Here is a 21,867-nt window from a genome sequence, read left to right as displayed (position 1 = left end):
CCACTAGGAGATCCATCCATGAAACGTTTCACCCTCCCCATCACCTTTTGCCTGATCGCCTGCCTGCCCATGGCAATGCCGCTGCAGGCACTGGCTCAGTCCAACCCGTCGGAGCAGGCCGCTTCCTCTGAGGCGAAGCCAACGACCGATAAGAAGCGCGTCTTCAAGGCCGGCGGTTTTGGCTGCGTCGCCGGTGGTGCCTTGGCCTACCTGACCGGCAAGAAGGACCGAGCCATTGCCGCTTGCGCCGCGGGTGCGGCCGTAGGCGCCACGGCCTCTTACCTGAAGCAGCAGCGTGAGCACGCCGAGGAGGCAGCTGAGGCCGCGCGCGCCGCTGGCATGAAGGCCGAAGTTGTCACGAAGTCCGAGACCGTCGAAGGCAAGCAGGAAGCCGTCCTGGATTCGTTGCGTTTGAACTACAGCCCCGAAGACATGAAGCGGCTGGACAAGGAAACCCAGGCGTTCCTGGACAAGTTCGCCGGCTTGCTGACCAAGTCGACCAACGGGCTTACGGTCGTGTTCCATGGCACCGACAAGGCCGCCTGCCAGGTGCCCATCGTGGAGCTGGCCCAACGCGGTGCGCTGTCGAAGGTGACCGTGGACGACCGCTGCGGCAGCGGTGAGCCCGTGATCGTCGTAACGCCGGTGCCGGACGTCCGGTAACAAACGAGGCCCGAGGGCCCATCGGCTCTCGGGCTCCCCCATCGAACACGGAGGAAGCTATGTCAGACATTGAAAAGCAACGGCGCATGCGGGAACGGGCTCGTGAGCAACGCAAACGCGAGCTTCAGACGACCCGTGACGACACGTTGGGTGTATCCCCCCTCGGGGACAATAAGGTGGTGTCCGACAACACCAAGGAAGCCTTGAAGACTGCCGGTCACTGGGCCGGCGTGATCGGGAAGCGTGCCGCAGAGTTGACCCAGAAGGGTGTTGCTGCTGCAGCAGAGAAAGCGAAGCAAGCCAAGGCACAACTGGACGCGAAGCGGGCAAAGGCCGCGGAGGAACGAGTTAAGGCTACAGAAGCCAAGTCGAGTCCCCCTGCGGTCCAATCGGCCAAGGTCAATGTGGCTACCAATTTCTTGCAGACCAATGCGGCTGGTTCTCTCGTGGCGGACGGAATGGCCCAGGACCTTGTCCATGTCGATGGCGACAGAAAGCAGGTCAAAGCTCCTTTTGCTGAAATTGCAGTGGAAGACCTGATAGGCGCGCAGTCGGTCCATGAGTCAGCGGCAATTGCCTTTGAAGAAGATGCGGCTGAGGTGGGCGAACAGCTTCTTGTCTCGGCGCTGACTGAACGACGGCCGGTTGTGGAAGCGCCTGGATTGGCACAGGAGTTGAATGCCCTTTCGGATTTACCAGCAGAGGTTCTCGTAGAGCCTCAGGTGACCGATGACGTTTCCATCGGGCAGAGCGATTTGGCTCTCGGTGCTGTTGAGGAGCCTAGCAACTCACCCGAGGCCACGCCTCCAGAGACACCGCAAGCGTCATTACAATCCAAGCCCCGCTCACGTTGGCCCTGGGTCGTGGGCGGCGTGGTGGCGGTGGCATTGGTCGCTGGGGCGATCTACATCCTGCAAGAGAAGAACTACCAATCGTCGCCGATCGCACCCGCTCCCATGGCACCGGTTGCCACTCCGGTGGTTCCCAAGCAGCTGCCCGAGGTGGTGGAAGCCCCCGTGATCGCGCCGTCTCCAGCCTTGCATTCAGAGCAGGCCGGGCCCGAACCCACGATTGAGAAGCCTGAGCCTGTCGTTGGTCCAGTGGTGGCGGACTCGGCGCGGAAAGAGGCCCAGCCCAAACCGTCAACGCAGCGTGCGCCAGCCACGATGCCGAAGAAGGTCAGAGCACCGGTTTCCGAACCGAAGAGCGATTGGCAGCAGAAAGCCAACGCGGACTTGGATGCGTGGGCGAAGAAGTCGGGGATCGAATGATCCCCCCTTGCGCATCGGTGGAAATGCGCTATTCGTGAGTAGGTCAGTTTATAAGGAGGCCCACTCATGATCTTTGATCAACTCTTCAAGCAGTATCGTAAGCGCAAGCTTTCCTTCGGAAGCCGATGGCTTCACCTCCATGGAAAGCTCTTCCTCGGTGAGCCAAGCAAACTTGGATTGGAGCGGGACGAAGTAGGCGCTGGGGTATATGACAGTTACTACTACATCCCTTCCGATCGGGTTCCAGTTTGCTCCACGCCTGAAAGTCGCAAACAGTGGCAGCTCGGTCAGCTCAATGCCACCCAGGTCAGGGTGGCCAGCCAGCCCCACATCAGCAAGGGCGTCTCTTTGGCTTTGCTAACTTTCACGCTGTTATGCGTGGCGCTGGCGTCTGCGATTTCCAATAAGAGTGAGTCGTCCGAAGCCGCTCTGTTGAGTCCAGTGGAGTCCCAGAAGGAAACCCCTTCGAGCCTCATCTCCACCCTAACTGGTCTTGTTAGCGGTGCGAAGAAGGAGAAAGCTCCTCTTGAATTGAGTTTGACCCAGTGCCAGCAGTTGGCCGTAGCGGCTGCGCAAGGGCTGAGCGATTTCACGAACGAGCAGGCAGCAGCCTGTAACAAATACAACCCGCGTTAAGGAGGCCACGATGACCATTGCTATTCCTACAGTTTTTGATGTGTTGTCACTGGCCGGACGTGTGGTCCCTGGACGCTGGCGGCATCAGGTGGATGCCGCAGGAGCTATTCGCCAGGAAGCCGAAGACCTCTATGAAGAGGTTGTCGGTCGCTTTGATGTGTCCTCTCGAATCCCCAGTCGAGAGCTTGTCAACGTCATCACCGACGAAGACAAGGAGGACGTCAAGGACCTTGGGGCCATCTACAACGAGCACACCCAGCGCTGGATTGTTCCGGAGTCCATTCAAGGTCCCGCCTTTGAGCGCTTCTCCTTTTGGTGGCCAGAAACGCCAGCCGATCTGCGAGATACCACGCCCCGCCATCTGATGACCAAGAGCGGTCGTCGCTACGAAAGCATGGTCCTTGCACAGGATCGAGGCAAAGGCGGCGACAGCACCGCCACCAGTTTTATGTTCGGCGCGCTGCCGGCGTTGGCGGCCTTCATCTTCCTGACGGCTACTGCCGGTGGGGGCTGGCTTCTGCTGACCCTGGTAGCGATGGCGCTGACCATTCCCTACTTGGTGACTCTGAAGCAAGGCGAAGGCTTGGGCGCCACGCTGAAGGCGTTTGTTCTGACCTTCGTGCTCCCATTGCTGTTCGCCTCTGGTCAATCCTTTGTTCCAGACATGAAAGGCAACACGCTTTCTATGCTATTTGCTGGCATGGCCGTGATGGCGTTTGGTGCGATCGGGTTGGTGGTTTGCGCTGTCCAATCCCTCACTGATGTTCACAAGGGATTTTGGCTGGGCTTCACCGAGCGTGCAAAAGCTATGGTTGCCTGGACAGTGGCTGCAGCCGTGCTAGGTGCGATTTGCCTGGTGCTCCCCGGTGACATGGGCGCCTTCCTGGGGTTCGGCCTGGCGTCGTTGTATCCAATGGTTTACACCGAAAGGGAGGCTCTTGAGCGTGCTGCCAAACTCTGGCAGCAGGGCGAGAAATACAACCTGGGCACTCAAGGCGCACTGGCCAATACCCACGTAAGTGCACGCGTTCAGCAGGCTGAAGCGGCTCTTCTGGACAAGTCACCGCTGATCAACTTCGGCCAGGCCACTGGTTGGCTGACCCGCAAGCACTATGGCATGGCTCCCGATGCAGGGATGCCCATGGTGTTGTCAGAGCTCGACCTTACGATGCATCTGCTCTTCTTCGGGGAGAGCGGCATCGGCAAGACGTCGACGGGTCTTATTCCTGCCTTCTTGCAGCACCGTCTCTACGGATACGGCGGGACGTTGGTCACGGATGGCAAGATGGCGCTGGCTGGGGAGTTGCGCAAATGGTTGGACCTCATTGTCGAATCTGGCATCCGGTTCGCACCGTTTCAAGGATTGGACGCCCAGCAGCTTTGCATTGCCATCAATAGTGTCAGTGGCGAGTTCGATCGCAACGATAAGAACGCAGTGTGGGAGAGCGGCGCACGGGACTACATGGACCACGTTACCGTCGTCCATGAAGCGCTCAAAGACCACGAGCTGGCGATGCGCCAGCACGCCATCCAGGAATCTCGACGCCTAGAGGTTCTCATCGATGATCTGGCTTGCCGCCGCGCCGACGCCATGGCCAATGGGGATGACGTGTCGTCGATCGAAGCTTCCCTGGCCGACTTGAGCGATCGCTTGTCTCGGTGGAGCGACGAGGCAGAGCGGGATCGGGCCTGGTTCTGGACCCCGGCCACGTTGGACAAGCTGCTGTCGTTGGCAAATGAGCCTCGAAAGGTGGGCGAGGAGTGGATGGCTGGATCAGCCTTCCAGGAGTTGGCTTTGTGGTTGGGCTTCGACCCCGGTGAAATCAAAGGGCTGTCGCAAGATGCAGGGCTGGCAGTGGACTACAGCAGCCGTGTGGCCACCCAGCCCAACTCCATCCATCCTGACATTGGCATGCCTGGTTCGTTATTGTCGGCATCACTGGATTACTTGCTGAACAAGTGGCCTGGCATGGAGCCGGAACACCGCAACAGCTTCATGCTGAACGTGCGTGCCAAGGTGGGGGTATTGCTTCGCGGCAAGCACCTCCGGGACAACAACGGCATTCCTTGGCATTCAACGGAGGAAGGGGTGGACGTTTCCATTGCCCTTTATGGAAAGCACGTCGGGGTGTGCTTGCCCACCGCTGTCCACGGCGACGCTGGCCTGTTGATCGGCGCACTGGTGACCCAGCGGGTTTACAGCGGTATCCAGAAGCGTGCCTTGGTGGATCCCGCCGTGTGGAAAGCAGAAGGCCAGCGGCCCATGTGGGACCTGAAAGACGAATGCCAACTCATCGTGAGCAAGGTGGAGCGCGACCTGTTGCCAATCGCACGCAGCCTGGGCATGGCATGCGTCTACGCCACACAGAACTATGAAGGCCTTGTGGCGAAGTTCAAGGACGTGTGGTCAGCGCGGCAGTTTGTCTACTCATTCCTGTCAATCATGTGCTACCGGTCAACGAACGAGACCTACGCGCTCATGGCTGAACGCTTGGGGTCGGCACTGCTCACGACGTTCGAATCCCCCACGACGGGCTTGGACTACGAGGCAGGCTTCTCCAATCTGCTCAATTCGCCTCTGAACGATCTCAATCACCCCAACGCGGTGTTCATGAGTCACTTCGAGCGGATGGGCGGAGGCCAGATGATGGCGCTGGATCAGCCGCCGGGTTCTTCCATGCGCTGGCACGGTCCCAAGGCGCAGGCGGAGATTGACGCTGAAACGTCCAAGGTCGTTCGGGTTCCGAGTGGCGGCAAGCGCGAAGTCCAACCGTTGTTCAAGCCGGAGGAATTTAGCTCCCTCTTGGCTGGGAAGGGCGACGCCATCGCTTACTTCAATCGCGCAGGGGTTCGCCGTGTGGATCTCATCAAGGTGTCCAAGCCTGGAGCATTCCAGGACATGGTCCCGCCCGCCGAGCCGGAGGTGGAGGAGGCAGCCTAATCAGCTGCTTCCCCCCTTGCGCATTTCCGATACGTCTTCAATCTGAAAACAATCCCTTTCCCCACCACGGAGAACAACCATGCAAGAACAGTCAACCACCCCACCTTCCGGCTCCCGCCTGATGGACCTCGACCTTCAACTCACTACGCTCCGCGACCAGCGGGACGAACTCCGCCTCCAGGGGCGTCCCAATCGCTTTCACAAGGAAGAGCGCTCTGCATGGGAGGAGAAGGTCAGCGGACTGAGCAAGACCATCGAAGACACCACGATGCAGCGGAACGAAGCTTATGCCGCGGCATCTCCCGAAGAGAAGAAGCAATTCAAGGAAGCCCTTCAAGACCGCGAGCTCAAGCAAGCCGATGAAGGAGCAAAACGCCTGGGAAAGGAGGAGCTGCCGAGCCAGATTGCGACGACGGCTCAGGCAAAGGAGGAACACATCCAGTCCGCTCAGAACGAAGCTGCTCAATCATGGGTTCCCCAATCGGTTTCTGATTGGCGGTCGCAGAGGACGTCTCAGGGCCCGTCCCATACCCAGCATCAGTCGCAGGGTAGGGGGCAATGGGAGGCTTTCATGGACGCCGAGAAGCAAGAGTCGGTTGAGCGGCAACGTGCCCGCGAAGCAGAGCGTCAACGATACGGTCAGTCTCGCTAAGAAAGAGCCTCAACGAGTATCAAAAACTGCCCGGTTCTTCACAGAATCGGGCTTTTTTTCGACTTGACACCCAGTTCTGGTGTGGTTTCCTGAAGGTGTAACAAGAGTAGACCGACCTACTCGTAAACAACCAAGGAGACCGACATGACTTTCATTGCTAACTTCTACGAATGGGCCGTAGAGAACGCCGCCCTCGCCATCTTGGCAGTTTTCTTTGCCATTGCCATTCTGGCTATCGCTTTCGCTTTGGCACCATTTATGGCCAAGGCCGCTTTGGTGGGCTTGTTCTTCGTAGGCGTCATCTACATGGGCGTCGAGGTCATGTTCAGCTGAGCATGAGCCGTTCTTACCGACAAGTGCGTGTCTTCCTCCGGCGGAGCCTCGGACGGTTTGATGGGGAAGAGTTCATGTTCTGGCTTCACCCCCTCTGGGTCATCACAGTGATGGTCTGGATGATCTTGGCACCCATCCCGGGATGACATCGTTCCGAACGGTGAAGCTTCACAAGGGTCAGTAGTCCGGTAATGCAGCCGGGGCAGTCTGTAAAACTGATGGCATCGCGTCCCCAGTAGGTTCGAGTCCTACCTGACCCACCAACGCTGGTGATGGCCTTTTGCTTGACGGACGCAGATTCGTCTTTACAACCATGGGGATGAACCCCCGTGAATCTCTCCAGCACCAATTACTCCCCCTGGGTCTCCACCGAACGGAAGTCCTGGTGGACGCCTTGCTGCGTGAGTTCGGCAACGAGCCGCAGCACGCTTCCGTCGTCCTGGCCCGCGCCCACGCCTTGAGCTTGGCGCCCGTCGAGGGACGACGCGGCGACCTGGTCTGGCAGGTTTGCCACGGCGACGCCGACCATGCTCCCCAGGTGGATCTCCGGTGGGGGCTTCACCGCTTGACCTTCGACGCTCCCGAGAACGATTCGACCCTCGACATGGTCCGGGCCTTCGAGCGGCGGCTGGGCAACAAGAACGAACCCATGGCGTTCAGTGCTATTGCCGACCACGTCTCGCGCCTCACCCATACCCAGCACACGGGGCTGTTTCACGACCTGGCGATGGCCACCGAAGAAGCGCGCGCAGCTCACGCTGACGCGCAACGACTCCAGGAGCATGGCCTCTGGCAAGCTTGGCTGACGGGCGCCTCCCGAGCGGGCCACGAAGCGGCGCTGTTGGCCTGTATCAGCATGGGCGCCAGCGTGCGCATGCCTGATCCCAACGGGAACACGCCACTTCACCATGCGGCGCGGTTCGGCCACGCCCACCTGGTCACCCCCTTGGTGAAAGCCGGTGCGGATGTCTCCGCCTTGAACGGGCAGGGCTGGGCACCGCTCCACCTCGCATCGCTCCACAAGCACGCCCGCGTCTGCCTGCAGCTGATGGCCCAGGGCGCTAACCCTGAGCAGCCCGGCTGGCGTGGACGCACCCCCACGCGCATGCACCAGCACCAACACCGGCATGAGCAAGCCCAAGCCTTATGACGCCCTGGGCGAGGTGCCCGGCAACGTCGCCCCTTCGCAACCGGTTCGCTACTGGCACCGCGCTTTGCTGGGCGGTGGGTTCGTGTTCGGGGTGGTCTACGTGGGCGCCATGGGCGTTGCCTGGCTCATCCCCAACCCGGATGGCCAGCTCATCCGCTTCACCGATGCCTTGAAGGGTGGCTTGGTCACTGGCTACCACTTCCTGACCGCCGGAATCTCCGTTCGTGGTCCAGCGCGGGAGTTCATCGAGTTGGTGTCCTATCACCACCCCCTGGCCACCTGGACGCGAATCGGTGCTTCACTCCTGCTGGCGGGTTGCCTGGCCGTCCGCGTGTTCCTGAAAGAAGCCAAGCCCGTGAGCAACACCTGGCACCTGGCAGGCCCGCAGTTGCTGGAAGGACAGGAAGCCATTGCCGAGGCGCGGCACCGATCACTCACACCGAAGGAGGCAGAAGCCGACCCATTCGCCTTGTCGTTGCATCCGGACTTAGTGCTCTCGAAGAAGCAGTGGGCGCGCCATGTGCTCCTCACGGGATCGGTGGGCTCGGGAAAGAGCGTCATCCTCAAGCACGTGCTGGAGCAGCTGGTCAGGATGAAGGCGGCCAAGCTGTTCCTCTACGACATCAAGGGGGATTTCACCTCCATCTTCAAGCGTCCCATCATCGTGTCGCCGTTCGACGCACGGTCCTACGTGTGGGACGTGGCCTCTGACGTGCGCACGCCCACCCAGGCGGCTGCCTTCGCGGCTTCCCTCATTCCTGAAGGAGAGGGCAGCTCGAAGTTCTGGACCATGGCCGCCCAGGATCTCTTCATCGGGTGCGTGCGTGAACTGCAGAACACGCAGCCGGGCACCTGGGGCTTCCCAGAGCTGGCCCAGTTGCTGCGGCGGCCTGCGGCGGTGATGTGCGAGGGCATGCGCCACCACTACCCCCGCGGCGCGGCCTTGGTCGTCAACGCCGAGAGCCAGACCACCGCCAGCGTGCTGTCCACGCTGGGGGGCTTCACCCGCCTCATCGACGATCTGGCCACCGCCTGGCCCAAGGTGGGCCAGCGCCGCTTCTCGATGACCGAGTGGATTCGAGACGACTACACCGGCCGCAAACAGGTCATCGTTCAATCGGGACCCGATCCCACGCTGACCAAGGCCTACATCGCCGCCATGATCAACGTGGCGGTTCCGGATCTCATCGGGCCTGCGCTGCCGGACAACGAAAGCGGGCGGGGGCTCTACTTCGTGTTCGATGAGCTCACCAGCGCTGGACGGTTGAACATCGATCCCTTGTTGGCGCTGGGACGCAGCAAGGGCGTGGTGGCCGTCATGGCGGTCCAGGACCATGCCCAGATCGAATTGGTCTACGGCGAGAAGACCGCCCAGGCGTTCTCATCCTTGGTGGGCACCCATGTGGTGTGCCAGGTGCAGATGGGGGCGACCCGCGACAAGCTGGCCAGTCAGCTCGGCAAGCACAAGATCGCCTGGCGTTCGCACGAGGACAAGGCGCAGGTTCATGAAGAGAGCAGGGCGCTGATTTCCAGTGGGGAACTCACCGACCGGCTCGGCTTCCGCAAGGGCAAGCGCTATGGGCCGGAGAAGTGGGGCATCGAGGCGATCGTCCAGATGGGTGGGGATGTGCTGTTGCTCGGATGGCCCGGCAGGAGCTACCCCGAAGTGAGGAAAGGACAGGTGCCTGCCGCATGGACCACCAAGCCCGCTGGGCCCATTGACCGGGTCGACGCAGCGCATGTGGCAGTCGTATCGCCAGCCTTAGACGACCCCGCGGCCATCGCCGAGGTGCAGCGAACCTTGGCCATGACCCCCGAAGAGATCGACGCGTTATTCTCCCGCTGAACCGACACCAGGGGAGGCAAGGATGTCCAAGATCACGGTCCCGATTTGGAAGCCCACGGCCGAGTATGCGGTCAAGGCGGCGCTGACGTCGCGCTTCCGGGAGTCGCTGGACGAGCTGGCCAAGAACCGAAAGGGCATCACCAGCCGAATCTTCACCCTGGTCGTGCTGTATCCGGACAAGAACAATGCGGTAGACCCCAATGCTGTTCTGGTGATGACACAACAGGCGCCGCCGAAGCTGCTGGGATACCTTCCGAGTGAAATAGCTGCCGAATACCGGAAGCGAATGGTCGAAGCCGGATACGACCACCTGGTATCCGCATGCGAGGCCGTCCTGTCGGGAGGTCTGGTGACCACGGACAAGGCCTACGACTACATCCTGGAGGTGGATCTGGACATGTCCACCGACCCGCACCCAGACCACCTGGTCATTCATCCGGAGATGGTCCGCCACCCCGCAGACCCGGAGTTCAAGAAGGACGCCGACGGGCTGTATCGCTTCAAGTGCTGGATCCCGCACGACGCGGTGGGCCACCTCCATCCCAAGCAGCGCACCAAAGGCTGGACCACGGACTCCTGGACCACGGTCAACTACTACCTCAGCAACGCCCAGAACATCGGGTTGGGCTTCAAAGTGCTTTCGGTGCCCAAAGCCAAGCATGCAAAAGCCTTGGGCGAGGAGCCCGTGATCGCCGTGGTGGAGGAGATCAAGCGCCGCTGGGTCACGTTGCGCCTGGAGAAGTAATCCCCTTGCGCATCGGTGGATTTCTGGGACCTTGGATCATCCCATGGTTTCGGAGATCCCATGATCAATTGCACGCCCATCAACGCCCGCGGCAACAACATGAACAACGCCAACATGTTCGACTACATGTTGGCCACCGAGCGCCTGTCCATCGACAACGCCGTGGCTTACTACGCCGGCAGCGGCCCCGATCCCCGTCAGACGATCAACTGGGGCGGCAGCCTCGCCGCCGAGCTCGGCCTGGAAGGGCAGCCGGTCACCCGCGAGGTGATGGAACTGCTGGGCAAGGGGTTCTCGCCCACCGGAAGGCCGTTGTGCAAGAACGCCGGTGAGGAACCCCGGCTGGTCATCAAGACGGATCGCTGGGGCAACGTGCGATTGGACGACGATGGCAAGCCCATGGAGAAGTGGGAGGGCGGCCATCGGGTGGGGTTCGATCTGACCATTTCCGCGCCCGGGGACGTGAGCGTGGCGTTTGCGCTGGCGGACGAGCGCGAGAAGCTGGCCATCCTGGAAGCCCACCGCCAGGCCTGCGCCGTGGCCATGGGCTACATCGAGAGTAAGGTGGAAACCCGACGGGAGAAGGGAGGAAAAGAAGTCATCGGAACGCAGGGGCTGGTGTGGACTGCCGCCGACCACATAAGTAACAGGAACGTGCAGTGCGATCTGCACACCCACCATCTTGTCTTTGGTGTCTCGAAGGGGGAGGACGGCCGCTGGGGCACCTTCGACGCCATCGAAATCTACCGTCACCGGCACGCCGCCGATCACCTCTACAAGGCCGAGCTCTACGCCGCGATGAAAGCGTTGGGCTATGGGATTCAGCGGGAACGCGAGGTGGACGTGATGGGGCGGGAGACCGGACAGATTCTCACCACCATCGCCGGCATCGACCGGGAGCTCGTGCTCCAGACGAAGACCCGCCGCCAGGAAATCCTGGACTACGTCAAAGAACACCCATCGGCCAGTCACGACGAGGCCTGCAAGGCGACCCGCAAGAAGAAGGAAGAACCGCCGTTCGAGCAGGTGGTCAAGGACTGGCAGCAGACTTTCGCCAACATCGCCAAGGAAAGACCGGATCTGGTCCCCACCACCCAGTCCCTCAAGCAGACCAAAGGCCAGCACCTGGACCCGCATACCTTTGACGAGGTCTTGAAGCGCATGCACGAGAACGAGGCGATGTTCTGCGAGCACGATCTGGTCCGGGAGCTGGGGATGGAATTCGCTGGTCAGAAGAGCGCCGGGGAGGTGCTCAAGATGGCGGAAGAGTTCACCCAGCAGGACGACCTGGTGCGCGTGAAAGCCGAGCACCTTCACGAAGACGATCGGGGCAATCGGTTGGCGCGCAAGCACCGGGAGGATCGCTTCTGCGCCACCTGGATGGTCGAATGGGAGGCCGAGATCATCCGCCGCTCGAAGGAGCGGGAGAACGAGACGGACCTGAAGCTGTTCCGCTCCACAGTGGACCGGGAGATCGCCGCGTATGAGAAGCGCAAGGGGTTCACCCTCACTGAGGAGCAGAAGGCCGCCATCGGCCACCTGACCTATGGAACGGCCGGAGTGGGCGTCATGTCGGGATTGGCCGGCACCGGCAAGACCACGGTGGCCGAGGTCTACAAGCAATGCTTCGAAGCCGGGGGAAAGCAGCTGATGGGGTTGGCAGTCGGCGGCAAGGCCGCCAAGAAACTGGAAGAAGAGTCCGGCATGCCTTGCATGTCCGTGGCGAAGTTCTTCTCCCAGGTGCGTCAGGGCAAGGTGGCCCTGACCAAGAAGGACGTGGTCGTGCTCGATGAAGCCGGCATGGTGGCCACGGGTGACACCCTGAAGCTCATGACCTACTGCCAATCGGTAGGTGCCAAGCTCGTGATGCAGGGGGACAGCGACCAGCTTCAACCCATCGCCGCGGGCAACGGTTTCGAACTGGCGAAGATGGCCCTGGGGGACACGAAGCTGACCGAGATCCGTCGGCAGAAGAATGCCGGTGACCTGCTCACCGCGAACAGCTTCTACGAGCGGGACCGCCAGGGGAGGGTGAAGGACATGCGCCGAGGGCACCGGAGCCGCCAAGGCGCCCTCGATATGGGGGCGGAAATCCTGCAGAACCTCCAGAAGCGCAAATGCATTGACGACTTCGGCACCGATAAGCAGGCGATCAAGGCCTTGGTGGACGACTACCTGAAAGACCCCACCCCGATGGACGAGAAGTTGGTGCTGGCCCACACCCGGGGCGAGGTCACCACGCTGAACATGGCCATCCGAATAGGGCTGCAGGAACAGGGTGTGCTGGACAAGGAAGAAGTCACGTTCCGCTCCATCGTCAAGGGGCAGTGGGAAGACCTGACGCTGTCCCGCCAGGACCGCGTGATGTTCACAGCGACCAACAACGACCTGGGCGTCATCAACGGCACCGAGGGAACGGTGGAGAGCATCCGCAAGGACAAGGTGGGCGGCTACGACCTGGTGGTGCGCATCGAGGCCTCGAACCCGAAGGAGAACGGGCGCCTCGTGCGGTTCAACTCGAGCGAGCACAACGCGCTGGCCCACCGGTATGCGATGACCGTCCACAAGTCCCAAGGGCAAGGCAAGGCGGAGATCTACCACCTGGCCACTAACATGGGCATGCTCGACCAGCAATCGGCGCTGGTGGCGTTCACGCGCCTGACCAAGGGCAGCTACCGCATGTATACGACGGACGACGTCATGGAGCGTATGACCGAACGCCTGGGCACCGAACGCCATAAGGAGATGGCGCTGAGCGTCGGACTGTCCGAGACCCAGGCAGCTCCCGTGCGCAACCTGGTCCAGGACGTGGAAGAGCTGCTGGCGGGATTGAAGCCGAAACCCCAGGTGCCGGTGCAGAAGCAACGCGGCCCCGTGCTCACCCGGTGACGCAGCGGGCCAGCAGCAAGAGGCTGGCCCCCACCGTGATCCACGGCCACCACCGCACGCGTTTCACAGCACGCCTCATCGGTGTGCCCAGTGTCCACCGGCATTGATGTGCCAACCATCGCACGTGAGGCGTTGCCCGACGGTGGGGGTTGATGACGATGCCAGGTGGCTTGGCGTAGACACGCCAGCCTTCCTTCGACGCCCTGACGCGCCAGGCCTGTTCATGGGCTTCGGCTTCCGCCCGGGTGGCCGTCACCACGCTCAGCACATGGAACTGGAAAGGGCGGTGCCAACCGCCTTGGCGCGAGCGGTGCTGTTTCTCCCGCTGATGCGGGTTCGAGCTCTGGCCGATGTAGCAGCCCCCGTCGTCGAACAACAGGGCGTAAAGGGTGCGGGGCAGGGCGTGATACTTCTCGCGGCGTCCGAGGTTGTGGCGGTGGGTCATGGTCTCTCAATGAGTGAAACGACCCACTCACGAATAGATCAGATTCGGGGGCTGGCAACCCCTTGCGCGTTCCCCATGCCGATCTACCGTGGCTTATCGACCTCAAGAGGGAGCATGCCTTGGACAACCGATGGATGCGCGCGGCCCGCGTGGGCGACACAGACGAACTGAACCGGCTCCTACAGGTGGGTATGGATCCCGGGCGCTACGTGCTGGTCGATCAGGGCATGGTGTCCACGATGGCTGAGCAGGTGACGGCGCTCCACCTGGCCGCATTCGGGGGCCACCTCGATGCCTGCCGATTGCTCCTGGCCAATGGCGCGGAAGTGGATGCCCTGACGTTGCCCTTGGAGCGCAGGGAGAGCGGGGACACGCCGTTGATGCGCGCCGTCTGGGGTCGCTCGATCGCGGTGGCCGAACTGCTGCTGGAGGCAGGGGCGGACGTGGACGACGTCGACGGCATGACGGGGGACACGCCGCTGCTGGCCGCTGCACGTTCGGGCCAGCCGTCCATGTGTCGGTTGCTCCTGGAGCACGGCGCGGACCTGGAAACGTTCAATCAGGACGGCGAGGGGGCCCTGGACCTGGCCGACGATTCGGAAACGCTGGAAGTGCTTCAAGCCTGGCGAGCGTCCAAGAAGGCGGAGCGCTTGGCACAAGCATGGGCGATGCCGCCTCCTGATCCGGCGACCCGCGCTCGGTTGTAATCGCTCAAAAGAATAGCCCGGGACCAGCCCGGGCTATTCGTGAGGGTCAGCAGGGAGCGGGGCTCACCGTGTGCTGGCCTTGCATGCATCAAGGAGTGCGCCTGCGCCCACCCCAACGGTCGTGTCGTATCCCACTTTCAGAATCGCGCCGATTGCGTTCTGGAGTGTTGTGCTGGTGTTGCCATTCGTATTGCTTGAACTGTTGGTTCTCTTCATCTCATCATCCTTTTCGTTGTGCTCGTTCTTGTTGGTGTCACCTTTCCTGTTTCGGTTGAGGAACCATCCCTTGGCAAGAGCCAAGGCGATGGCGGTTATCGGCAGTGCTGCGACCATCGGGATGGGCAGGGCATCGAAGCCCCACCCCTCTGCGAATTCATTGGGACTGATTATACGCGAAGAGGGCTCGGATTGCAACTGTAAGTCTATGAAAATAAAGAAAATGTTTTAAAAATTGGCGCGCCCGAACAAGGGCCCCGAAGGGCCCCTGCCGAGACGGATCACCTCCTTTTATCGGCCAAACCGGATGGAAAGGCCAACGCCGCCCATGGCCTTGGTGTTGCCGGTGCCGAAAGACACGCCGGCGCTCAGGTTCACCCGTTCCGAGACTCGGCTGGACCAGCCGACAGCGATGGCAGCTTCGTTGCCGTAGAGCCCGACACCGGCGTTGAAAGCCATTTCACCAACGGCCAGGCCGTAAGGACCACCAGCAGCGGCCATCTGCGCCATTGCAGCGGTCTGGGCACCCAGGCCGTTGATGCGCTTGTCGGTGCGGTCGAGGCGGCGATTGGTCTCGATCCAGCGATCATCGGCCAACTTCTGAAGGTTCCACAGCTGCCCGCCGTTGACCGCATCGGTGGAACCCTGGGCCACTCGACCATCGGCCACCTGGCTCACCTGCCGGTAGCCCATGGCCACCTGGTTGGATCCCGTGGTGCGGGTGTTGGCGCCGATGGCCACCGAGTTGGTGTGCGTGGCTTGCGCGTTGTAGCCCAGTGCTGCTGCGTTCACGCCCGCCGCCGAAAAGGTGCCGACGGTAGTTCCGTTCTGTTCTGCCACGGTGGCCGAGCCAATCGCGGTGGCATGGTCCGCTTGGGCTCGGGCGTTGTTCCCCAATGCGGTAGCTGCGCGGCCAGTCGCTTGTGCGGTAGTGCCAACAGCCGTGCTGGCATGGCCAGTGGCCTTTGCGGCGTTACCGGCTGCCAGGCTGCCGTCGCGCGCAATGGTTTGTGTGCCCAAGGCGGTTGATCCACCGCCCTCCGCCTGAGCTCGATCACCCACCGCGGTGGTGGATGCGCCATTTGCATGGGAATACGGTCCAATCGCTACGGCACCCATGCCATCTTCTCCAGACTCGGCAAGGGCATCTTCACCGATTGCCACGTTGCTAAAACCCTTTGCTACTGCATTGCGACCAGCCGCCACCCCGCCCGTTTTTTCTGCCTGCGCATCGTCCGTGCCATCGTCGTCACCATTGGCCTGGAAGTAGCGGTTGGGACCCGTGCCATCGTCCATGTATCCCATTGAGGTGGTTTCAGACGCTGAAGCATTGGCGTTGTTGCCGACGTGGACCTGCGCCATCGCCGTGCCAGAGAACAGGCAGGCAAGCAGCGCGACGTGAAAAAGTGAGCGTTTCATGGTGGTTGTTCTCCAAGAGTAGGGGTGTCTACTCACGAGTAACACGCATTGGAAAACGCGCAAGGGGGGGTAGAAGAAGAGCTTCCCGACCCGGCTACAGGACCGACAGGAAACCGCGCCGAGCCGGGAAGCAGCAGGCAAGGAGGAGGCCTGCCTCTTTCTTTCTATACATGGATTTCAGATTGGCAAGGGGCCTTGCGCGTTTCCGAATTTCCTTTTGCATGAGTAGACCCGTGTGAGTAAGGAGGCCTACTCATGTATTCAATCTTCATCAAGACGCTGCTGGCGTCTGTCCTGTTCCTCGTTGTCACCGTTCCGGCGCATGCCGACGTTCCTGCCGACTCGATCGCGGATGTTCATGGCAAGAAGCCGGGGCTGTTCAATCGGTTGTTCCACCGCCACAAAGACGCTCCTCAGTGGGACGGTGTCCACCCCGACCTGAGGGCCAAGCTGGACCGGATCCAGCAGCAGATGAGAGCGGAGGGCTATGACTTGCGACTGACCGAGGGCTACCGGTCAGAGCAGCGCCAGGCCGAACTCCTGGCCAGTCAAAAGGGCGTGACCCAGGCGGGGCCCGGCCGGAGCTGCCACAACCACGGCTACGCCGCCGACATGGTCATTTTCAAGCGGGGGCGACCCAGCTGGAACCTCAAGAACGACCACGTGCGCCAAGGCTACGAGCGCTACGGTGAGCTGGCCCAGGCGGCTGGGCTGCGGTGGGGTGGGGCGTGGACCGACTTCAAGGACATGCCACACGTTGAGCTTCGGGCGCCTTGCCTTCTGGCCATTCGTTCTTATCAGGCCGGGCACGAGGTGAGGGTGGCGGCCGTGGTGCCCGAGCCCTTGCCGCCCCTTTGGCCTGGACTGGACCCTCTGGCCATCACTCCTGCGGAGGCATGCGATGGGTTCGTGTGCCGCAGCCCCTGGGAGTGGAGCGTGTCCACTTCGCGGCTCGCCTGGAGCGCGTGGTGGTCCTTGCCCATGCCCGTGATCGAGGGGCCTCAACAGTGCCCGGTGAGCACTGATTTCAGATCGCCGTGGCGGGCCCCTGTTGCAATGGTGTTGCGACGGCCGATCCTGAATTTTCGAAAGGGTGGAAAAACCGCTATAAACAAGGGGTATGGGCGCATCACATGAACATACGCCAATGGTGCTTCATCAACGGGGTGTGTTCGGGCTTTTTCTCGGTCACGCGCATTCCACTTCGATAGCCGGACAGGGGCTGCGGCCATTGTAGTGGCTGGGCATGGGCAGCACGAATCGCGGTGCGCCGGTACCGGCGCCGATGTCGCGGCCAGCGCGCGCGGCACGCATCCGCGGCTTGACCGCGCCGGTCACGCCCGGCGCCGCCCGGAAGCCCTGCGCGCATCTGCCGGGCAGGCGCCCGCCGCCGGCCGCGAGGGAGACGCTCAGGTCCAGGCCGGGTCGGAGGTGAAGTCGATGGTCAGCCAGAACCGGCCCGAGCGCGCATCCAGGCGTTCGGCGATGCCATCGCGCAGGCGGTCGACATCGCCGATGCTGCCCAGCCGTGCATCGGGCCGGGTGAGCACATGGATCTCGATGAACTGCATCCTGCCGATCTTGGCGACGTGGCTGGTGAAGCCCTCGAAGCCGTGTTCGGCGACGAACGCCCGCATGACCTCGCGTACCTGCCGGTCCAGGTCGTCCGGGGCCACCTGCAGTACCTCGCGCGCGGCCTTCCACGCCGCGCGCAGCGGCACCGGCAGCGCCACCAGGCTGATGCCGGCCAGCACCAGCGGGTCGATGTAGGGGATCCAGTGCGCATGCGCGCCGCCGCGCAGGGCCAGGGCGATCAGGAACGACAGGACCACCGCCAGGCTCATCAGCCCGGTCAGCAGCCAGGCGCGGGCGTCGAGCGCCAGCAGCCCGGACTGCAGCCGGCGCGCATGGCGGCCGATCCACAGCGCCATGACCAGGTCGACCGCGGCCAGCAGCGCGGCCCAGGCCAGGCCGGGGCCGAGCCGGGGCTCATGGCCGCCATCGCTGAAGCCGATGACGGCGTTGGCCAGCGCGTAGATGCAGGCGAGGCTGAGGATCGCCCCGCCCAGCGCTTCGACCATCGGCTCCAGGTGCCAGAACCCGTACTGGAAGCGCGGGCTCTGCTCGCTGGCCATCAGCCGCAGCACCGCCAGCGCGACCAGGGTGAGGGCGACGTCGACCAGGCTGTAGACGCCGTCGAACAGGATCGCCTGCGAGCGCGCCAGCAGCCCGCCGAAAAAACCGATCGCGGCGACCAGCACGGTGGCCGCGATCGAGCGCTGCAGTACGCGTTGTTCCTGTCGGGTACCGGTCATCGGGCTGTCGGCTGGCGGTTGCGGCGCACCCGGCCGCATGCCGGGCTCACAGTTTCAGTACCTCCACCTTATAGCCGGGCTGCGCGCCGCTGTCATCGATGATCAGGCCGTGCACGTCGGACTCGAAGCCGGGGAAGCGCGCGTTCTGCTCGCGGGCGATGCGCAGCGACTGGATGATCGGCTCGTCCTGCGCACCGAAGCGCTCGCCGGGCATGATGGTCGGGATGCCCGGCGGATACGGCACCAGCATGGTGCCGGCGACGCGGCCGCTGATGTGGTCGATGTCGACCCGCTCGATCTCGCCGCGCACCAGGTGGTCGTACGCCTGCGCCGGGGTCATGACCGGCTCGGGCAGGTCCACGTACATCTCGCGCATGACCTCGGCCACGCGGAACTCGCGGTTGAAGTCGTGCAGCGCCTCGCACAGGTCGCGCAGGCCCCAGTCGGCGTAGGCGGCCGGATGTTCCCGCGCCAGGCCCGGCAGCGCCTGGGCCAGCGGCGCATTGGCGTCGTACAGGTCCTTGAACGCCAGCAGCTCGGTGACCAGCGTGCTCCACTTGCCCTTGGTGACGCCCATCGAGAACAGGAACAGCACCGAGTACAGGTTGGTCTTCTCCACGGTGATGCCGCGGGTCCACAGGAACTTGCTCAGCACCGCGGCGGGGATGCCGCGCCGGCCCATCTCGCCGTCCATGGACAGCCCCGGGGTGAGCAGGGTGACCTTGACCGGGTCGATCAGCACGTAGTCGTCGGCCAGGTTGTCGAAGCCATGCCAGTGCGCGTCGGGGCGCAGGTACCAGTCCGGGCGCGAGGTGGCCATCGGCCGGGCGGCGTCCTCGCGCGCAAGCGCACGTTCCACGCCATCGGGTTGCCACACCTTGAACCACCAGTCGTCGCGACCGAGGTCGCGGCTGACATGCAGCATCGCACGGCGGAACGCCACCGCCTCGTCGTGCATCTCCTGCACCAGCGAGCGGCCGGCTTCGCCTTCCATCATCTTCGAGGCGACATCGCAGGAGGCGATGATCCCGTAGTGCGGGCTGGTGGAGGTGTGCATCATGAACGATTCGTTGAACCGCTCCGCATCCAGCGCGCGGGTGGCGGCATTGCGCACGTGGATCATCGATGCCTGCGAGAACGCGGCCAGCAGCTTGTGCGTGGACTGGGTGGTGAAGATGATCGCGTCCTGCTCGCGCGGCTTGCCCTTGGCCATGCCGTAGTGGTTCTCGTAGAACGGGTGGAACGCGGCGTAGCCATACCAGGCTTCGTCGAAGTGCAGGTAGTCGACCGCGGTGCCGAGGTTGTCGGCGATCTTCTCGGCGTTGTAGCAGAGCCCGTCATAGGTGGAGTTGGTGACCACCGCGATGCGCGGCCGGGCGCCGGGGCGGGCGGCCTTGCTGGCCAGCGGGTTGGCCTGGATCATCCGCTGCATCGCTTCGCCGGAGAACTGCTCCAGGCTGATCGGCCCGATGATGCCGTGGGCGTTGCGGCTGGGGGTGAAGTACACCGGAATGCCGCCGGTCATGATCAGCGAGTGCAGCAGCGACTTGTGGCAGTTGCGGTCCACGAACACGATGTCGCCGCGGGCCACGGTGCCGTGCCAGACGATCTTGTTGGCGGTGGAGGTGCCGTTGGTGACGAAGAAGGTGTGGTCGGCGCCGAAGTTGCGCGCGGCCTCGGCCTCGGCCGCGCGGATCGGGCCGGTGTGGTCCAGCAGCGAGCCCAGCTCCGGCACCGAGATCGACAGGTCGCTGCGCAGCGTGTTTTCGCCGTAGAACTGGTGCAGCGCACGGCCCACCGGCGATTTGGTGAAGGCCACGCCGCCGGCGTGGCCCGGGGTATGCCAGGAGTAGTTGGACTCGGCGGCATGGTGGATCAGCGCCTTGAAGAACGGCGGCAGCAGCCGGGCCATATAGTCCTCGGCCGCGCGCATCACCTGGCGGGCGATGAAGCTCTTGGTGTCCTCGAACAGGAAGATGTAGCCGTGCACGAATTTGAGCAGCTTGCTCGGCACTTTCTCGATGGTGCGGCGGTCGCCGTACAGGAACACCGGCAGGTCGGCGCGGCGCTTGCTCTGTTCGCGCAGGAACGCCAGCAGCTGCTGGAACTGCTCGTCGTTTTCCTCGGTGCCGTCGATGGAAATCAGCACCGCCGAGGCGGCCACGTAGGTGCGGGCGCCGGCGCGCGCGTCGTCCAGGGTCAGCCCGCACAGCACGCGCTGGTCGTTGTGGCGCAGCTCGTCGGCCAGGGCGCGGATCAGGATGCCGTTGATGCGCGGCGAGTCATAGTCCGCGTCGATGATGACGATGGGATAGTCCAGGGATTTGAAGTACATGGCGGTTTCCTTGTGCAGCCGGGCGGGGGGATTCAGTTCGACCCGGCACGCGGGGCGCCGGCGGGAGTGAGCCGGGCAAGCCGCTGCCTGCGACGCTCTTCGCTGAAGAACGGATAGAAGACGGTGATGAACAGCACGAACAGGAAGGCGTACTGCACGATCGCGCCGGACGAGCCGAAGATCGCCCACAGGCAATAGACCACGGTGATGCTGGTCAGTACCCAGAACGCGCCGGTGTGCACCAGCGTGTGCGAGCGCTCCACCACGAAGTAGCAGGCCACGCAGGAGTAGATGTAGGGCAGCAGGGTCAGCACCACGGCGGCGGAGGTGATGACGTCGAACTGTGCCGATGCGGTCTTCGAGGTGGAGGTGATCAACACTGCCACGGTCATCAGCACCGCGACGATCAGCACCCCCTTGACCGGCACGTCATCCTGGTTGGTGCGGCTGAACACGCCGGGGAACAGGCCGTCGTCCGAGGCCGCCTTGGCGCTCTGCGCGGTCAGCAGGATCCACCCGCCCAGCGAGCCGGCCGCGCCCAGGAACGCGCACAGGCTCACCAGCGCGCCGCCCCAGCCGCCGACCGCATTGGCCGCCGCCAAAGCGAACGGCGCGTCGGAGACCTGCAGCTGCGCGTTCGGCACCATGCCCATGATCACCGAGGAACTGGCGATGTAGGCGATGGCGGCCAGGAACACGCCGGCCAGGGTGGCGCGGGCGACGTTCTTCTCCGGGTTCTCGACCACGCCGGCGGTCACCGAGGCCGATTCCACGCCGATGAACGCCCACAGGGTCAGTGCCGCGGCGCTGGACACCGCGCCGAAGTTGGACTGGCCCGAGACGTTGTAGGCGCCCCTGAAGATGGCCGGGTCGAAGAAGAACCAGCCGAACCGCGATGCAGCGCGGCAGCGGCTCGGACAGGATCGGGAAGAAATAGCTGAAGTAGCCCACCGCCGCGATCGGGATGGCCACGTTGCCGATCCAGTTGGCGAACCAGTAGATGGTGTTGGTCTGGAAGCCCATGTACGGGCCGAACCAGTCGCGCGCATAGGCGTAGGGGCCGCCGGCCTTGGGCGCGAGCTTGCCGAGCTTGGCGAACACGAACGCCAGCAGCAGCGCGCCGGCGGTGGTGATCAGCCAGCCCCAGATCGAGGCGGTGCCGATCTTGGCCAGGCTGGAGGGCAGCAGGAACACGCCCGAGCCCATCATGTTGCCGGCAACCAGGAAGGTTGCTCCAACCACGCCGATCTTCTTCTGGCCTGCCATGGGGTTCTCCTTTCAACGGGTATGCCGGTGTGACTCCA

17 protein-coding genes, 1 tRNA gene and 1 pseudogene are annotated in these 21,867 nt (G+C 63.0%); 13 read left to right on the top strand and 6 right to left on the bottom strand.

Going from position 1 to position 21,867, the window contains the following annotated elements:
* The first annotated feature begins 18 nt into the window (after positions 1–18).
* The 11 genes from AC06E6_RS16090 (at position 19) to mobF (ending at position 13,126) form a co-directional block, all read left to right on the top strand.
* Entirely contained in the window at positions 19–663 is a 645-nt protein-coding gene (locus AC06E6_RS16090) for a hypothetical protein (RefSeq protein WP_478062010.1), read from the top strand.
* Between the two features lie 59 nt (positions 664–722).
* Positions 723–1,934, top strand: a complete 1,212-nt coding sequence (locus AC06E6_RS16085) for a hypothetical protein (protein ID WP_478062008.1) — start codon at positions 723–725, stop codon at positions 1,932–1,934.
* Positions 1,935–2,000: 66 nt separating this feature from the next.
* Positions 2,001–2,570: a hypothetical protein gene (locus AC06E6_RS16080; RefSeq protein ID WP_478062007.1), complete on the top strand. Its 570-nt coding sequence runs from the start codon at positions 2,001–2,003 to the stop codon at positions 2,568–2,570.
* A 10-nt stretch (positions 2,571–2,580) separates the two neighbouring features.
* A complete protein-coding gene (locus AC06E6_RS16075; RefSeq protein WP_478062006.1) occupies positions 2,581–5,511 on the top strand; it encodes a type IV secretory system conjugative DNA transfer family protein in 2,931 nt (976 codons plus the stop codon).
* 79 nt (positions 5,512–5,590) lie between these two features.
* Positions 5,591–6,163: a hypothetical protein gene (locus AC06E6_RS16070; RefSeq protein ID WP_478062005.1), complete on the top strand. Its 573-nt coding sequence runs from the start codon at positions 5,591–5,593 to the stop codon at positions 6,161–6,163.
* 144 nt (positions 6,164–6,307) lie between these two features.
* On the top strand, positions 6,308–6,496 hold the full coding sequence (locus AC06E6_RS16065) for a hypothetical protein (protein WP_478062004.1): 189 nt from the start codon (positions 6,308–6,310) through the stop codon (positions 6,494–6,496).
* Between the two features lie 174 nt (positions 6,497–6,670).
* Positions 6,671–6,759: transfer RNA gene (locus AC06E6_RS16060), tRNA-Tyr, on the top strand.
* Between the two features lie 122 nt (positions 6,760–6,881).
* Complete coding sequence (locus tag AC06E6_RS16055) at positions 6,882–7,646, top strand: ankyrin repeat domain-containing protein (protein ID WP_478062003.1); 765 nt, start codon at positions 6,882–6,884, stop codon at positions 7,644–7,646.
* Positions 7,624–9,492 (top strand): type IV secretion system DNA-binding domain-containing protein, encoded by a 1,869-nt coding sequence (locus AC06E6_RS16050; protein WP_478062002.1) that lies wholly within the window; start codon positions 7,624–7,626, stop codon positions 9,490–9,492. The genes AC06E6_RS16055 and AC06E6_RS16050 overlap by 23 nt, the downstream gene beginning before the upstream one ends.
* Positions 9,493–9,514: 22 nt before the next feature.
* Positions 9,515–10,237, top strand: coding sequence for a hypothetical protein (locus AC06E6_RS16045; protein ID WP_478062001.1), 723 nt, complete (start codon positions 9,515–9,517; stop codon positions 10,235–10,237).
* Between the two features lie 60 nt (positions 10,238–10,297).
* Positions 10,298–13,126: a MobF family relaxase gene (mobF, locus tag AC06E6_RS16040; protein WP_478061999.1), complete on the top strand. Its 2,829-nt coding sequence runs from the start codon at positions 10,298–10,300 to the stop codon at positions 13,124–13,126.
* On the opposite strand, the gene AC06E6_RS16035 is transcribed toward mobF, so the two are convergent.
* Entirely contained in the window at positions 13,116–13,571 is a 456-nt protein-coding gene (locus tag AC06E6_RS16035) for a GIY-YIG nuclease family protein (RefSeq protein WP_478061997.1), read from the bottom strand. The genes mobF and AC06E6_RS16035 overlap by 11 nt on opposite strands.
* Before the next feature lie 119 nt (positions 13,572–13,690).
* Between AC06E6_RS16035 and AC06E6_RS16030 the strand changes: the two genes are divergently transcribed.
* Positions 13,691–14,278: an ankyrin repeat domain-containing protein gene (locus tag AC06E6_RS16030; RefSeq protein WP_478061996.1), complete on the top strand. Its 588-nt coding sequence runs from the start codon at positions 13,691–13,693 to the stop codon at positions 14,276–14,278.
* A gap of 63 nt (positions 14,279–14,341) precedes the next feature.
* On the opposite strand, the gene AC06E6_RS16025 is transcribed toward AC06E6_RS16030, so the two are convergent.
* Both AC06E6_RS16025 and AC06E6_RS16020 read right to left on the bottom strand, forming a co-directional pair.
* Entirely contained in the window at positions 14,342–14,692 is a 351-nt protein-coding gene (locus AC06E6_RS16025; RefSeq protein WP_478061995.1) for a hypothetical protein, read from the bottom strand.
* A gap of 93 nt (positions 14,693–14,785) precedes the next feature.
* Positions 14,786–15,913, bottom strand: a complete 1,128-nt coding sequence (locus tag AC06E6_RS16020) for a YadA-like family protein (protein ID WP_478061993.1) — start codon at positions 15,911–15,913, stop codon at positions 14,786–14,788.
* Positions 15,914–16,168: 255 nt separating this feature from the next.
* Between AC06E6_RS16020 and AC06E6_RS16015 the strand changes: the two genes are divergently transcribed.
* Positions 16,169–17,050, top strand: coding sequence for a M15 family metallopeptidase (locus tag AC06E6_RS16015; protein WP_478061992.1), 882 nt, complete (start codon positions 16,169–16,171; stop codon positions 17,048–17,050).
* 272 nt (positions 17,051–17,322) lie between these two features.
* Here AC06E6_RS16015 and AC06E6_RS16010 read toward each other — a convergent pair whose 3' ends face one another.
* From AC06E6_RS16010 to AC06E6_RS16000, 3 genes and pseudogenes are all read right to left on the bottom strand, one after another.
* Positions 17,323–18,228, bottom strand: a complete 906-nt coding sequence (locus AC06E6_RS16010) for a cation diffusion facilitator family transporter (RefSeq protein ID WP_240211578.1) — start codon at positions 18,226–18,228, stop codon at positions 17,323–17,325.
* A 46-nt stretch (positions 18,229–18,274) separates the two neighbouring features.
* Positions 18,275–20,563, bottom strand: coding sequence for an Orn/Lys/Arg family decarboxylase (locus tag AC06E6_RS16005; protein ID WP_240211577.1), 2,289 nt, complete (start codon positions 20,561–20,563; stop codon positions 18,275–18,277).
* Between the two features lie 32 nt (positions 20,564–20,595).
* A pseudogene (locus tag AC06E6_RS16000) lies at positions 20,596–21,829 on the bottom strand (amino acid permease).
* Positions 21,830–21,867: the final 38 nt, after the last annotated feature.

The organism is Stenotrophomonas sp. Steno-Z10-HUANG (assembly GCF_056393075.1).
Note: the sequence above shows the minus strand (reverse complement) of the source record. Positions and strands in the feature narration are given on the sequence as shown.

What these genes read in the sequence shown, in the direction of transcription:
- AC06E6_RS16005 (WP_240211577.1), bottom strand. Translation starts at nt 20,563, where the DNA reads ATGTACTTCAAATCCCTGGACTATCCCATCGTCATCATCGACGCGGAC.
- AC06E6_RS16085 (WP_478062008.1), top strand. Translation starts at nt 723, where the DNA reads ATGTCAGACATTGAAAAGCAACGGCGCATGCGGGAACGGGCTCGTGAG.
- AC06E6_RS16020 (WP_478061993.1), bottom strand. Translation starts at nt 15,913, where the DNA reads ATGAAACGCTCACTTTTTCACGTCGCGCTGCTTGCCTGCCTGTTCTCT.
- AC06E6_RS16065 (WP_478062004.1), top strand. Translation starts at nt 6,308, where the DNA reads ATGACTTTCATTGCTAACTTCTACGAATGGGCCGTAGAGAACGCCGCC.
- AC06E6_RS16090 (WP_478062010.1), top strand. Translation starts at nt 19, where the DNA reads ATGAAACGTTTCACCCTCCCCATCACCTTTTGCCTGATCGCCTGCCTG.
- mobF (WP_478061999.1), top strand. Translation starts at nt 10,298, where the DNA reads ATGATCAATTGCACGCCCATCAACGCCCGCGGCAACAACATGAACAAC.
- AC06E6_RS16015 (WP_478061992.1), top strand. Translation starts at nt 16,169, where the DNA reads ATGTATTCAATCTTCATCAAGACGCTGCTGGCGTCTGTCCTGTTCCTC.
- AC06E6_RS16080 (WP_478062007.1), top strand. Translation starts at nt 2,001, where the DNA reads ATGATCTTTGATCAACTCTTCAAGCAGTATCGTAAGCGCAAGCTTTCC.
- AC06E6_RS16050 (WP_478062002.1), top strand. Translation starts at nt 7,624, where the DNA reads ATGAGCAAGCCCAAGCCTTATGACGCCCTGGGCGAGGTGCCCGGCAAC.
- AC06E6_RS16045 (WP_478062001.1), top strand. Translation starts at nt 9,515, where the DNA reads ATGTCCAAGATCACGGTCCCGATTTGGAAGCCCACGGCCGAGTATGCG.
- AC06E6_RS16010 (WP_240211578.1), bottom strand. Translation starts at nt 18,228, where the DNA reads ATGACCGGTACCCGACAGGAACAACGCGTACTGCAGCGCTCGATCGCG.
- AC06E6_RS16075 (WP_478062006.1), top strand. Translation starts at nt 2,581, where the DNA reads ATGACCATTGCTATTCCTACAGTTTTTGATGTGTTGTCACTGGCCGGA.
- AC06E6_RS16070 (WP_478062005.1), top strand. Translation starts at nt 5,591, where the DNA reads ATGCAAGAACAGTCAACCACCCCACCTTCCGGCTCCCGCCTGATGGAC.
- AC06E6_RS16035 (WP_478061997.1), bottom strand. Translation starts at nt 13,571, where the DNA reads ATGACCCACCGCCACAACCTCGGACGCCGCGAGAAGTATCACGCCCTG.